We start from the raw sequence: 13,532 nt of genomic DNA, 5'->3' as shown, positions 1-13,532 counted from the left end.
CTCCCTCACTGCCGGACGACAGGCATGAGCAGCGCCGTCGGGCGACGCTCGGCGGTGCACATGTCGTTGTCGCGCGGCCTGACGCCAAAGTAGAGCCCGGCTGCATCGATGGCGATGAGGTCGTGGTCGTCCGGGCAGACCGACACCGGCTTCCAGCCGGCGCAGCCGGTCGCGGAGATGTCCACCTCGACGTTGAACTTCAGCCCGCAAGAGGCGAAGCCGAAGGCCTGGACGATGGCCGGGTCCTCGGTCAGCAGCGTGACGCGTTTCGTTTCTTCGGTGAAGATGCCCTCGTAGGCGCCGGGAACGGCGCGCGAGGCCGTGCCGATCCGGTAGGGGCCGTAGGTGCGGAAGGCGAAGGTCGGACGCCGCATCTCCGGATCGAGCGCATGGGTGAAGACGAGGCTCCACCGGCCGTTCTCGAAGGTGAAGCGACGCGTGCCATAGCCGCCGTACCAGGGCTCCGGTCCGGTGCTGGCATAGGTGCCGGACAGGCGTTCGATCTCGGTGCGCGGGCCGAACCGGTCGCCGGCGAGGGCGGGGAGGGCGGCGAGGGCCACGAGGCCGGCCGCAAGGGGGAGAAGGCGGGACATGAGGGTCTCCATCGGGCTTCTGTGAGAGGCTCCAGACGAGCCTCCGAACCCATGACGGGCGGACCTTCGCCAATTCGACACGGCGCCGCCGCGCGCATCCTCCGTCATACGCCCGAGGGCGTACCTGAGCTTCCCTCCGCCGTCGCCTTCCAGCCTACTCCGCCGCCTGGTGCATCTTGCTGCCGACAACCTCGCGGAAATCGGGCAACGGGGACAACCAGCGGCGGGCCAGGGCCTCCGTGCGGGCGGACCAGGCGAAGCCGTCGGTCCCGTGCACCCGCCACAGCACCTCGTCCGAGAGCTCGACCAGCGCGAAGGCGCCGGCCGGCTCGCCCGCCGTGGTGAAGGTCTCGGTGAGCGACTGCAGGGTGATGTGGGCGATGCCGTCCACCATGGTCAGCGTGTTCCAGTGGACGTGGCCGGAGATCCAGATGACCGGGACCCTGGCGGTGCGCAGCACGGCGCGCACGCGCTCGGCCGTCGGGTAGGTCGAGAAGCGGGCGTTGTTCTCGAACCAGTAGTTGCCGACCTGCGAATGGCCCGACACGGGCACGTGGCTGACGATGGCGAGCGGCCGGTCGGCGACTGCGATGGTCGCCGCCAGCCAGGCGAGATCGGCGTCCTGCAGGGCGAAGCCCTGGGGCCGGTGGAGCTTGGCGTCGGCGCGCCAGACCACCAACCGCCAGTCGCCGACGTCCACCGTCTCGTGGCCGGCGCTGCGGCCGAGGATGGCGTCGTTGTCCGCCACCGCGAGGTAGTCGCGGTCGTGGTTGCCGTCGAGATGGAAGCGCGGCGCGGCGATGGGGGCGAAGGCCTCCGCCACCTCGCGCTCGAGCGCGAGATCGCTGTCGCGGGCCTCGTCGGAGATGCGGTCGCCGAGATCCAGCACGAGGTCGGGACGGGTTTCCGCGACGAAGCGGCGGAACTCCTCCAACAGGCCCAGCGCGGCCGGCCCGGCCTTCGAGAACGACGGCTTGCCGTGGTGGATGTCGGTGACGATGCAGATGCGGGCGGCGCGGGACATGGAGGGGATCCTCGGGGTGGAAGCGGCAAAGGCAAAGGCCCGCCCCGCCGGTGGCGGGACGGGCCGGATCGGCATCGGCAGGCGTCAGCTGGCGCGGCGCGGCAGCAGCGGCTGCACGGCGGCGGCCATGGCCTTCAGCGCCTCGTCGGCCGGCTTGGAGCGGTTCACCACCGACTGCAGGTGATCGTTGATGACGTCGGTGATGCGCAGGGCGTTCTGGCCGGGGAAGGCGTACCAGCCGTTGATCACGTCCTGCTGGCGGATGGCGACGAGGTGGTTCGGGTTGTCACGGTAGAACTTGCCGAGCAGGTCCTCGCGTTCCGCCGGAATGGTGGTGCCCGGCATGTAGCCGGTGGCGTTGACCATCGCCGTCGCGCCGATGGGGCCGGTGGCGTATTTGATGAACTTCCAGGCCGCTTCCTGCTTGGCGCGGTCCTTGGCAAACATCATCGCGACGTTGCCGCCGGCCGGCAGGCGCGGATTGGCGGCCGACAGCGGGAAGCGACCGCAGACCAGCTTGAAACGCCCGCCGATCTCGCGGTTGTAGCGGCCGAGCTGGGCGGTGGACTGCATCGACATGCCGAGGCGGCCGGAGAAGAAGTCCTGGAAGGCCGTGTCGGGGCGGATGTCGGGCATCTTGCCCTCGTCCACCATCTTTCGCAGCACGCGGATCGCCTTCTCGCCCGGCTCGTCGGCGAAGGCGACGCGGCTCTCGTCTGCGTTCAGCATGGTGCCGCCATGGGACATGACGAGGGCCTGCCAGGCCCAGTTGCCGGTGATGGTCCAGTCGTAGAACAGGCCGGTGCGATTCTGCGCCGGGGCGGAGATGGCGGCGGCGAGGCGGATCACCTCGTCCCAGGTCGTCGGCAGCTTGTCCGGATCGCCGCCCGCGGCCTTCAGGAGGTCGACGTTGTAGTAGAGGATCGGCGTCGACATGGCGAAGCCGATGCCGGTCTGCTTCGTGCCGGTCTGGCCAAGCGAGAGCAGCGAGGGCGAGAAGCCGAGCGATGCGGTCTCTGGGTCGGCGTCCATGAAGGGCTTCAGGTCGACGGGGATGCGGCGCTCGTCGAGCGTGCGCTGGCGGTTCAGGCCGTGGAAGGCGACGTCCGGCAGGCTGTTGGTGACGACGTCGCGGAGGTTCCGCTGGAGGATTTCCTCATAGCCGACCTCCGGGGCGCGCAGCGTCACCTTGATGGTCGGGTTGGCCTTCTGGAAGTCGGTCGCGATCTTCTCCATCAGGTCCTTGAAGAGGACCGGGATGGAGTACTGCACCTGCAGCTCCACCGGCGTCGACTGGGCGCGAAGGTAGGAGGGCATCGCGACGGAACCGGCCAGCGCGGCCGTCGTGGTCAGGAATGTGCGGCGGGACGTCGTCATCGGAAGGCTCCGGGGTCGGTGAGGAGAGGGCATGCGTCAGGCGGCTGCGATGCGCGGGGGCGCCTCGCAGGATGAAAGGGCTGCGCCGCCGGGCGGCGGCTCGGGGGTGCCGTAGATGTCGGCGAAGGCGGCGGGCGTCAGGGCGCCGGCGGGTGCGTCGAGCACGACCCGGCCGCCGCGCAGCGCGACGACCCGGTCGGCGAAGCGGCGCGCGAGGTCGACCTGGTGCAGCGAGCAGAGGACCGCGATGCCGTTCTCCCGGGCCACGGTGCGCAGCACGCCGAGCACCGTGTCGGCGGCCTTCGGGTCGAGGCTCGAGACGGGCTCGTCGGCGAGCAGCACCCGCGAACGTTGCGCCAGCACCCGCGCGATGGCGACGCGCTGCTGCTGGCCCCCTGACAGGGAATCGGCGCGCTGATAGGCCTTGTCGAGGAGTCCCACCCGGTCGAGGCAGGCGAGGGCGAGTTGCCGGTCGGCGGCGGGGAACATCCGGGCGACCACCCGCCATGTCGCGACATGCCCCATGCGCCCCGCCAGCACGTTGTCCAGCGCCGACATGCGGCCGATCAGGTTGAACTGCTGGAAGATGAGGCCGATGTCGCGCCGCGCCTCGCGCAGATCCCGCCCGCCGAGGCCTGAAAGGTCGCGGCCGAGCACCGAGACGCTGCCGCTGTCGGGCGCAACGAGGCGCGTCACGCAGCGGAATACCGTCGACTTGCCGGCGCCCGACGGACCGACCAGCGCGACGACCTCGCCGGGCGCGAGGGAGAAGGACACCTGCGCGAGGGCGGTCGTCGCCCCATAGGTCTTGGACACGCCATTGAGGCTCAGCACCGGGGCCATCAGACGAGCCTCCGGCGCAGCCAGGCCGAGAACTGGTCGATGGCGGTCACCATCACCAGCACGATGGCCGAAAGGGTCAGCAGCTTCTGGAAGTCGAGGAGGTCGATCGCCGCCTTGATCTCGATGCCGATGCCCCCCGCTCCGACGATGCCGAGGATGGTCGAGGTGCGGACATTGGCTTCCCACACATAGAGCGACACCGAGGCAAGGTTCGGCAGCACGGTCGGCAGCATGGCGTAGGTGACGACCTTGGTGCGGTTGGCGCCGGAAAGGGCCGCGGCCTCCAGCGGTGCCGGCGGGATGGTCTCGATCGCCTCGGCATTGAGCTTGGCGATGACGCCGAGGGAATGGACGATCATGCCGAGCACGCCGGCGAAGGGCCCGAGACCCACGGCCGCGACAAAGAGGATGGCGAAGACCACCGTGTCGATGCCGCGGAAGGCGTTGACCACCGCGCGGACCGGGATCGACAGCAGCGGCGAGGGCGTGACGTTGCGGGCGATGAACACCGATAGCGGGAAGGCGAGCACGGTCGCCACCGCCGTGCCGACCGTGGCGATCGCCACCGTTTCCAGGGCCCGGTAGAGGAAGGCGTCGAAGTCGCCCGTATAGGGCGGCCAGGCCGTCGAGGCCCAGGCCCAGAGCCGCGGCAGGCCCGTCACGAGCTTCGCCGGGTCCACTTCGGCGATGCGCACGGATGCGAGCACGAAGGCGAGGACGGCGAGGACCACGGCCGCCCGCGTCACGCTTTCGCGCGACAGGAGGGCGACCGGCGGCTCCTGATAGGAGCCGTCGGCGCGCCGGATCGGCAGGGTGGGCCTCGCCACGGTCACGAGGTCCGGATCGCGCCGAGGTCGCGGCCCATCTTCTCGAGGCCCTCGTAGGGCTGGTGGGTGGCCGGCACGAAGCCCGTGTAGGGCCAAGGCAGCAGCTTCTTCTCGTCGTCGGAGAGCCCGGCGAGAGCGGCGCCGAGGGCGGCCGCGCGGTCCTGCGGGAAGCTCTTCGAGACCACCACGCACTCGTTCGGCAGCGGGTCGGATTCCCAGACGACCGTGTTGGAGGTCGGCTGGATGGTGCCGTTGCGGATCATCGTGTTGCGGTGGGTGTCCCATCCCGTGGCGAGATCCACCTGGCCGTTGACGGTCGCCATCTGGGCAGCGGCGGCGGAGGCGCCCTCGGCGTAGCGGCCGAAGAAGCTCTTCGGCTCGATGCCCTTGGAACGCAGGAAATGGGTCGGCACCAGCCAGCCCGAGGTCGAGCCGACGTCGAGCATCTGCATCGACTTGCCGCGCGCGTCCTCCGGGAACTTCGCGACCGTCAGGCCCGGGCGGGCGACGATGATGGCCTTGTAGGTCGGGATGCCGTTGACCAGCATCGTGTTGATGATGCGCGCCTCGCCGCGGACCTTGGCGAGGATGTAGCCCCAGGGGCCCATCTGGGCGACGTCGATCTGCTCGTTGGCGAGCGCGGTGGCGATGCCGGCCCAGTCGTTGGCGACCTGCAGCTCGAGATTGGCGCCGACCTTCTCGGCGACGGCCTTGTAGACCGGCTCCCAGACGCGGCGGGTGTCGGCCTGGGTCGGCTGCTGCGGCCCGAGGCCGATCTTCAGCGTCGGGCGGCCCTGCGCGAGCGCCGGGGCGGCCAGCGTGGCGCCGGCGGCGGCGAGGAGGAGGCGGCGGTCGATGAGGGTCATGGTCGGTCTCCGGTGGGTCGAGATCACTTGACGGCGGTCATGGTGACGCCGTCGATGAACCAGCGCTGGGCAGCGAGGAAGGCGATGACGAGGGGGGCGGTGATGGCGGTGGCGGCGGCCATGAGCGGGCCGTAGTTCGTCCCGGCCTCGGCGTTGGCGAAGTAGACGACCCCGAGCGGCGGCGTCGCGAGGTGCTCCGACTGGATGACGATCAGCGGCCAGAAGAACTCGTTCCAGTTCCACACCAGCGACAGCACGCCGAAGGCGACCACTGCCGGCATCGCGGTCGGCATCATGATGCGCCAGACGATGGCGAACTCGCCGAGCCCGTCGAGCCGGGCCGCGTTGATGAGGTCGTCGGGGACGGTGAGGAAGAACTGCCTGAGCAGGAAGATGCCGAAGACCGAGATGGTCGAGGGCAGGATGACGGCGGCATAGCTGTTCAGGAGGCCGAGCTGCCAGAGCAGGATATAGAGCGGGATGGCGGTGACCTGCGGCGGGATCAGGAGGCCGAGCAGCACCAGCAGGAACATCGTCTCCTTGCCGCGCCAGCGCAGCTTGGCCAGCGCATAGGCGCAGGGCAGGGCGGTCAGGAGCTGGCAGGTGAAGATGGCGCCGGTGACGATGAAGCCGTTCAGGATGTAGCGGGCCAGCGGCTGCTTGGTGAAGGCGTCGGTATAGTTCTGCCAGGCGTGCCACTGTTTCGGCAGCAGGCTGAACTCCGGCGAGAAGATCTCGCCCGAGGGCTTGAGGCTCACCGAGACCATGATGACGAAGGGGGCCAGCATCAGCACCGCGCCGAGGCCGAGCACCGCATGACGGAAGATCTGGAAGCCGAGGCCGGAGGCGGCGAGGGACCTTGTGCGCATGGGGTCGCCTCAGCCGTAATGGGTGTGGCGTTCCTGCAGCTTCACCTGGATGACGGTGACCAGCAGGACGAAGCCGAGGAAGACGACGGTGAGGGCGGCGGCATAGGCCGAGCGCAGGAAGGAAAACCCCTCCTGGTACATCTGGAACAGGAGCACGTTGGTGGACTTGTTCGGGCCCCCGTCGGTGAGGACCTGGACCGTGTCGAAGACCTGGAAGGCGCGGATGGCGGTGATGGTGACGACGAAGAGCGTCGCCGGCCCCAGCATCGGCCAGGTCACGCGCCGGAACCGCTCGAAGGCGCCGTCCGCCCCGTCCACCGCGGCGGCCTCGTAGAGGTCCTTGGGGATCGCCTTGAGGCCGGCGACGAAGAGCACCATGGACAGGCCGATCGCCTGCCAGATGCCGATCACGCCGAGGGCGAAGAGCGCCGTGTCCGGGTTCTTCAGCCAGTCGGTCGTCGGCAGGCCGAAAAAGGCGAGGGTCAGGTTGATGGCGCCGACCGTCGGGTGGAAGGCGAACTGGAACACCAGCGCCATGGCGAGGAGGGTCGAGACCACCGGCAGGAAGAAGGCGGCGCGGTAGAAGCCGCGCAGGCTGGTGCCGGCCTCGATCAGGATGGCGGCGCCGAGCCCGAGGAACACCGACAGCGGTACGACGAAGGCCACATAGGAGAGCGTGTTGCGCAGCGTCTTCCAGAACACCTCGTCGGCGGCCATCTCTCGGTAGTTGGCAAACCCCGCCCAGGCGATCTCCGGCATGCCGAAGGTCCAGTCGGTGAAGGACAGGGCGAAGACGGCGACCGTCGGTCCCAGCAGCATGATCCAGATGAGCAGGAAGGCCGGCCCCGCCAGCACCCAGGCCGCCATCTGCTCGGCCGCCTCGCCCGCCGCCCGGCGCCGGCGGACGGCGGTGGCTCCCGCCATGGGCAGCGCCAGGTCAGACATGGAGCGCCTCGATCCGCTGCGGCTGCAGCGGCGCGTCGGTGAGCACCTGCGCCTTCAGCCGCCGTCCGTCGGCGGCGAAGACCAGCACCCGGTCGGGCTGCACCGTGAAGGCGGCCTCCTCGCCCGGGCGGAACCGCGCCCCGACGGCCGGCTCGACGCGTGCGACGACGGGCTTCTCCGCCCCCGTCACGCGCAGGTGCACGAGCGTCTCTGCGCCGAGCATCTCGACATGGCGGACCGTGCCGGTGATCCCGATCGCTGCCTCGCCGCGTCCCGCCGGCAGCAGAACCTCCGGCCGGACGGCGGCGGTGACCTGCCCCCCCGTCGACGTGGCGACCGCCACCGGCCAGCGCGCACCGAGCACCGTGAGGCCGCCGTCGGCCTCGATCCGCGCCGGCAGGGTGTTGATCTCCGGCGTGCCGATGAAGGTCGCCACTGCCAGGTCCTGCGGGTCGTCGTAGATGACCTGGGGCGATGCGACCTGCATCAGGCGGCCGCCCATCATCACCGCCACCCGGTCCGACATGGTCATGGCCTCGGCCTGGTCGTGGGTGACGTAGACGAAGGTGGTGCCGAGGCTCCGATGCAGCTCAGAGATTTCCGTGCGCGCCTGCACGCGCATCTTGGCGTCGAGGTTCGACAGCGGCTCGTCCATCAGGAAGGCCTTGGGCCGCCGCACCATGGCGCGCGCGAGGGCGACGCGCTGGCGCTGGCCGCCCGACAACTGGGCGGGCCGCCGCGCGAGCAGGTGGCCGATCCCGAGGCCCTCGGCGACCGCCGTCACGTCGGCGGCGATGCCGGCGCGCGCCGTGGCCGCGCCGGGCATGATCCGCCCGACCAGAGGCAGGCGCTGGGCCGCCGAAAGCCGGCGCATCTCCAGCGGCAGGCCAATGTTCTCCGCGACCGTCATGTAGGGGTAGAGGGCGTAGGACTGGAACACCATGGCAATGTCCCGCGCCTTCGGCGGCAGGTCGTCGACCACCGCGCCGTCGATGACGACGTCGCCCGCGTCCTGGGTCTCGAGCCCGGCGAGGATGCGCAGGATCGTCGTCTTGCCGCAGCCCGACGGGCCGACCAGCGTCAGGAATTCGCCCTGGGCGATGTCCAGCGAGACGCCCTGCAGGACCGGCGTGTCCCGAAAGCTCTTCGCGATGCCGCGCAGCGATATTCCGGCCATGGCGCCCTGCCCATCGACGCCCCGCGGGGCTGACTTGTCGCCTTTAGCTCGACAAGTTAACGGGCGTGTGACGGACGGCGTTTCAGAGCGTGTCGATGCGCACGATGAGGCTGCCGGACGGGATCACGGCATTGCCGTAGAGCAGCGGTCGCCCCTCGGCGTCGCTGTCCACATACATCATCACCAGAACGGGCGCGTCGAGCGGGATGGAGAGCGCCTCCGCCTCGCGCGGCCGCGGCATGCGGCAGTCGAGCCAGGTCGAGGCGCGGTAGAAGGCGTCGACGCCGTATTCGGCCAGCGCCTGGGTGAAGCTGCCAGAGCGCGCCACGGCCTCGCCGATGCCGGCGAAGCGGCCGCCGTCGAAGAGATGGTAGCCGTAGATGAGGAGCGACGGGCTGGCGCCGCGCACCGTCTCGACCATCACCACCGGCGTGCCCTCGGCGAGGCCGAGATGGCCGGCAATGGCGGTCGTCGCCAGTCGCTCCTCGGTGCCGACGACGCGCCCCGAGGGCCCGGCGTTCATCTGGCGCTCGATCTCGCTCCATTTGGAATCGCGCGTGATACGGTACTCGGGGGGCCGGTCCTCGACGAAGACGCCGCGTCCGCGGCGGGCCCGCACGAGGCCGAGCATGGCGAGGTTGGCGAGCGCCATGCGCACCGTGTGACGGTTCACGCCAAAGCGTTCGGCCAGCTCGTTCTCCGACGGCAGTTGGTCCCCCGGCCCGATCAGCCCTGAACGGATCTCGGCTTCCAGATCACTCTGGATCAGCCGCCAGACCGGGAAGCGCGTTTTCGCCATGGATCGTACCGGTTCCCATCGCAGCTACCAGGCCCCCGTCATTTGCGGGCCAGTTGCACGCCAAGGGGACTCGCTGATTGCGGAAAAGCCAGGCGGCTCAGGGCCAACCCTAAAACGGTCCCTTGGCCCTTGGCCCCGTCCTCACAAAACAACGGTTTCCACACCCGGATCAAGGTGGCACCGCCGCCGCTTTCGGACCATCTCAGCTGCGGGAGGCCTTGGCCGAACCACTCGACCTGCCAAACCCGACACCCTGGATGTCGGTTTTGGCCCCAAGCCCTATGGCAGCGGCGCGGCGTTGCGATGCCGCGCCGCCAGACCCTCAGAGATCGACCTGCTCGGAAAGTTCAAGCGCGTCATCGAGTTCCACGCCCAGGTAGCGAACCGTCGTCTCCAGCTTCGTATGCCCAAGCAGGAGTTGGCAGGCCCGCAGATTGCCGGTCCTCTTGTAGATCAAGGCGACCCTCGTGCGGCGCAGACTGTGGGTGCCGAATAGCGTGTGATCGCGCCCGGCCAGATCCAACCAGTCGCCAAGCAGCCGCGCGTATTGGCGGGTGGTCAGGGGCTGTCCCGATTTGCTTCCGATAGGGAAGAGCCAATCGCCATTCCGCTGGGGGCGAACTCGCAGCCACCCCAGCACAGACTCTCGCGATGCCTCCGTCAGCTCGAAGACAACAGGTCGACCGGTCTTTCTTTGCCCAACGGAGGCTCGCGGCCGGACGCTGCCTGCCAGAACGACATCAGCGACGCGGAGGTGCACCAGATCGCAACCCCGCAGCTTGCAGTCGATCGCGAGATTGAACAACGCGAGATTGCGTATGCGGTGCTGGTGTCGGAGCTGGGCCCGGATCGCCCAAATGTCCTTCGGCTTGAGCGGCGGTTTGGGGCCGACCATCAGTCCCGAGTTCCACGCGTGCCGGACCTGTTCGGATGATGTCTCTCGTTCCATGACGCATCCTCCAAAGGATGCCGCACCCGGAAAAAATCATACCACCGCGCTGCAGCTTCCTGCCTCGACAGCAGAAACAGCAGGCTCGCCAAAAGTAAATGCTGAAAAGGTGCTCCTATGGCGAGGCATTGTTCTCACATCTTCGCGAGATACTCCTTCATCTCGGCTTGAAGAAAGCTGGTGAATAGATCAGCGCGTGGATTTCCCGCGGCCGTCCCGTAGTGAACGATCGACATTTGGACAGGCGCAATACGATGTTCGGGCAACACGACTTCAAGAGCGCCTTCGTTTAAGCCTGGCTGCGATAGGAAACGCGGGACGAGCCCAATTCCGCCCCCTCCGCGAACGATGGCGACCAGCGTTTTGGGGTCGTTGACAGCGACCTGCGCCTTAAGTTCAGTCTCCATAACGCCTTCCGGACCGCGAAGTGTAAGTCTGGTTTCCCCCCTAAAGCCGGCGAAGCAGTGCTCGGATAGAGCGGCAACTGTCTGGGGCCTGCCGCGCGCGTTCAAATAGGCTGTACTTGCCACGAGATGCTGGGGCATTGCTCCGAGGCTCCGACGCATTAGGCTGCTGTCGTCCAATGGGCCGATCCGCACGGCGAGATCGAACCCCCCGGCGATCAGGTCCTCGATCTGGTTGGATACCGCGATCTCAAGCCGGATGCCGGGATAGAGCGCTGCAAACCGCCCAACAGCCGGGCCAACGATCTCCGCGGCGAAGGCGAAAGGCAGGCTCAGGCGCAGCGCTCCGGTGGGTTGGGCGACATGCGCCTCAATGCCCGCCAAAGTCTCAGACACCTCCTGAACCATCCGTGCGGCTCCTCGGGCCAGAACGTGCCCCGCCTCAGTCAACCGATTCTGACGGGTTGTGCGGACGACCAGTTGCAAACCGAGGTTCTTCTCCAAGGCAGCGACATGTTCGCTGACCGTCGAGGTGGGCAGACGCAACCGTCTGGCCGCGCCCACGAAACTGCCGGCCTCCGCCAGCGCGGCAAACGTCATGAGATGGTTCAGGTTGGGGTAGGTCATTCGAAAATCCGGACAGTAAATCCAATTTCAGCCACTACCATCCCGTGGCCCGGATGTTCTAGCCCTTCCCTATCGAGCGAAAGGACCAGCGATGCCGCCCGGCCTCTCTGTTTTCACAATGCCCAGGGGCATCAATCGACCGGAACTGGTCACCCGTGACCTGATTGCGAACAACCTCGGCGGCTGGACGACCCCTTCCTGGTGGTGTCGCTCTTTGAAATGCGCAGCCCCCTCTTCCCGCCGCACCCGCATGCCGGGTTTTCGGTTGCGACCTACATTTTTCCCGAAAGCCAGATCGGGTTCTGGAACCAGGATACGCTGGGTAATCGGAACCTGATCCCACCGGGTGCCTTCCATCTCACGGTCGCGGGCGCCGGCGTGATGCATGAGGAGACGGTAACTCGCAGCGGGCGGTTGGCGCTCGGTTTGCAGATCTGGATCGACCACGCCGCCGCCGATCGTGAGGTTACACCTGCTGCATTGCATCTGCCCGCTGCGGACGTTCCAATGATCGCATCGGACGGAGTGCTGCGCCGGGTCTTGCTTGGCACGTCTGCCGGACTGACCTCGCCGATTAAGGCGCCGCTTGCGGCGCGGATCGTGGATATTGAGCTGCAAGACGGCGCAGTCCTGGAAGAGCCGATCCCGGATGGTGAAGCCGCCTTCGTCGTGATCCGCGACGGCGAAGTTGCAACAGCGGCAGGCGTCGCAGACCGCGGGACCGCTGTGTTCAGCAACGTTGACGCCTTGCGCCTGACCGCGCGCGGCAATGTACGACTGACCCTCTTTGGAGGGCCACCGCTGCGCCAATCCGTCATTTCGGCTGGCCCCTTTGTCGCATCGAGCCAATCGCAGGCCCGCGCCTTTGAGGCTCGCTTCAGGGCAGGTGGCATGGGTCGCCTGACCGCTTTCGATCAATCCGAGCTCGACCGCGATTTCGATCAGACGCGATGAATAAGAGGTGTGGATTCATGACATGCGTTGGCACCCATCCGCATGCATTCGAGACGCTGGCTCTGCCCACGGACCCTGGCCAAGATGCGACAGGAGGCAGCTTTGCTAGTTTCACCACCCACCGGATCCAGACGGCCCCAGGCGTCAACCTGTTCGTGCGCGAGGCCGGCAACGGAGAAGCGCTCGTCCTGCTTCATGGATGGCCGCAGCACGGACTCATGTGGCACACAGTTGCGCCTGCACTTGCCAAGCGCTTCCGCGTCATCGTTCCCGATCTGCGTGGCGCGGGTAACTCGTCAATTCCAGCCGATGGCTATGACAAGGTGACGATGGCCGCGGACATCGTGGCGGTCATGGATGCGCTCGGCATTCGCAACGCGAATATAGCAGGCTACGACCTCGGTGCCGGCGTCGCCTATGCACTTGCCGGGGGCCACCGCGAAAGGGTGGTGCGATTGGCGGTCATGGAGTTTGGCCTCGCCGGCTTCGGCTATGAGTCATTCATGGTACCGACCCCAGACTGGACCGACGCATCAAACTGGCATCTCGGCCTGTTCACGGTACCGGACGTGGCCATCATGGCGTTTCAGGGCCGCGAACGCGAACTGCTGAGCTGGTTCTTCTGGCACATCGCGCATGATGGCGAAGCTGTCAGCCCGGAGCATTTCGAAGCCTATCTCCGCGCAATCCAGCGACCTGGCGCCTTGCGCGCTGGGATTATGTACTACGCCAGCGTCTGGCAAGACGCCGCCGACAATGCGCGGCTTGCGGCTGTGCCCCTCGACATTCCGGTTCTCGGGATCGGCGGCGCCATGAGTGGCGGGCCATACATCGAACAGCTTTTCCGCGCGGTGGCGACCAAGGTCGCGGGCGCGGTGATCCCCAAAGCCGGCCACTGGTTGGGCGACGAAAACCCCGAGGCACTGGCGCAGGTTCTTTCCGGCTTCTTCGATGCAGCCGTTCCCGGCCGCGCTTAAGGGGCACGCGGTCCAGAGCGTGAATGTCGTTTCTGATCTCCGCTAGCCGGTCCCGGATACGCTCGGCTTCATGGAACAGCATGGCTCGGTTGGTGAGCAGCCCGGATATCGTGTGTTCGAATGTCGGGTTCTGGCGGGGCGGATGGTGTCTGACATGCCCGCATCATAGGTCAACGCCTTGCGTTGACATCAACTTTTCTAGGTGAGTTTGCTACCTAATGCCGCTGTTGTCAGGCCTCACACGCTCACAGCTGTGGGGAGGCTGAGACCCGGAGCAAGCGCCACAGACGCAGGCGCCAAC

Annotated in this window: 14 protein-coding genes; 2 read left to right on the top strand and 12 right to left on the bottom strand. The window is 67.6% G+C overall.

The window, feature by feature from the left end:
- Window positions 1-5: 5 nt before the first annotated feature.
- From ACT6XY_RS05325 to ACT6XY_RS05270, 12 genes are all read right to left on the bottom strand, one after another.
- The gene (locus ACT6XY_RS05325; protein WP_444747292.1) at window positions 6-593 is read right to left on the bottom strand and encodes a hypothetical protein; all 588 of its coding nucleotides are present in this window, start codon (window positions 591-593) and stop codon (window positions 6-8) included.
- A 154-nt stretch (window positions 594-747) separates the two neighbouring features.
- Entirely contained in the window at window positions 748-1,617 is an 870-nt protein-coding gene (locus ACT6XY_RS05320; protein ID WP_444747291.1) for a metallophosphoesterase family protein, read from the bottom strand.
- An 84-nt stretch (window positions 1,618-1,701) separates the two neighbouring features.
- Window positions 1,702-2,994 (bottom strand): ABC transporter substrate-binding protein, encoded by a 1,293-nt coding sequence (locus ACT6XY_RS05315; RefSeq protein ID WP_444747290.1) that lies wholly within the window; start codon window positions 2,992-2,994, stop codon window positions 1,702-1,704.
- Between the two features lie 36 nt (window positions 2,995-3,030).
- Window positions 3,031-3,837 (bottom strand): phosphonate ABC transporter ATP-binding protein, encoded by an 807-nt coding sequence (gene phnC, locus ACT6XY_RS05310; protein WP_444747289.1) that lies wholly within the window; start codon window positions 3,835-3,837, stop codon window positions 3,031-3,033.
- On the bottom strand, window positions 3,837-4,664 hold the full coding sequence (gene phnE / locus ACT6XY_RS05305; protein ID WP_444747288.1) for a phosphonate ABC transporter, permease protein PhnE: 828 nt from the start codon (window positions 4,662-4,664) through the stop codon (window positions 3,837-3,839). The genes phnC and phnE overlap by 1 nt, the downstream gene beginning before the upstream one ends.
- A 2-nt stretch (window positions 4,665-4,666) precedes the next feature.
- Window positions 4,667-5,530 carry a phosphate/phosphite/phosphonate ABC transporter substrate-binding protein gene (phnD, locus tag ACT6XY_RS05300; protein ID WP_444747287.1) on the bottom strand — a complete coding sequence of 288 codons (864 nt, stop codon included), beginning with the start codon at window positions 5,528-5,530 and terminating at the stop codon, window positions 4,667-4,669.
- Window positions 5,531-5,553: 23 nt separating this feature from the next.
- Window positions 5,554-6,399 (bottom strand): carbohydrate ABC transporter permease, encoded by an 846-nt coding sequence (locus ACT6XY_RS05295; RefSeq protein ID WP_444747286.1) that lies wholly within the window; start codon window positions 6,397-6,399, stop codon window positions 5,554-5,556.
- Window positions 6,400-6,408: 9 nt separating this feature from the next.
- Window positions 6,409-7,323 (bottom strand): carbohydrate ABC transporter permease, encoded by a 915-nt coding sequence (locus ACT6XY_RS05290; protein ID WP_444747322.1) that lies wholly within the window; start codon window positions 7,321-7,323, stop codon window positions 6,409-6,411.
- Window positions 7,324-7,336: 13 nt separating this feature from the next.
- A complete protein-coding gene (locus tag ACT6XY_RS05285; RefSeq protein ID WP_444747285.1) occupies window positions 7,337-8,521 on the bottom strand; it encodes an ABC transporter ATP-binding protein in 1,185 nt (394 codons plus the stop codon).
- 82 nt (window positions 8,522-8,603) lie between these two features.
- On the bottom strand, window positions 8,604-9,320 hold the full coding sequence (phnF, locus tag ACT6XY_RS05280) for a phosphonate metabolism transcriptional regulator PhnF (RefSeq protein ID WP_444747284.1): 717 nt from the start codon (window positions 9,318-9,320) through the stop codon (window positions 8,604-8,606).
- Between the two features lie 322 nt (window positions 9,321-9,642).
- The gene (locus tag ACT6XY_RS05275; RefSeq protein WP_444747283.1) at window positions 9,643-10,269 is read right to left on the bottom strand and encodes a tyrosine-type recombinase/integrase; all 627 of its coding nucleotides are present in this window, start codon (window positions 10,267-10,269) and stop codon (window positions 9,643-9,645) included.
- 134 nt (window positions 10,270-10,403) lie between these two features.
- A complete protein-coding gene (locus tag ACT6XY_RS05270) occupies window positions 10,404-11,300 on the bottom strand; it encodes a LysR family transcriptional regulator (protein ID WP_444747282.1) in 897 nt (298 codons plus the stop codon).
- Window positions 11,301-11,501: 201 nt separating this feature from the next.
- On the opposite strand from ACT6XY_RS05270, the gene ACT6XY_RS05265 reads away from it, so the two are divergent.
- Together ACT6XY_RS05265 and ACT6XY_RS05260 are read left to right on the top strand one after the other, a co-directional pair.
- Window positions 11,502-12,254 carry a pirin family protein gene (locus ACT6XY_RS05265; RefSeq protein WP_444747281.1) on the top strand — a complete coding sequence of 251 codons (753 nt, stop codon included), beginning with the start codon at window positions 11,502-11,504 and terminating at the stop codon, window positions 12,252-12,254.
- A 17-nt stretch (window positions 12,255-12,271) separates the two neighbouring features.
- Window positions 12,272-13,231, top strand: a complete 960-nt coding sequence (locus ACT6XY_RS05260) for an alpha/beta fold hydrolase (protein ID WP_444747280.1) — start codon at window positions 12,272-12,274, stop codon at window positions 13,229-13,231.
- Window positions 13,232-13,532: the final 301 nt, after the last annotated feature.

This window comes from Phreatobacter sp. (assembly GCF_052440005.1).
Classification (GTDB): Bacteria; Pseudomonadota; Alphaproteobacteria; order Rhizobiales; family Phreatobacteraceae; genus Phreatobacter.
This window is presented reverse-complemented; position numbering and strand designations above follow the sequence as displayed.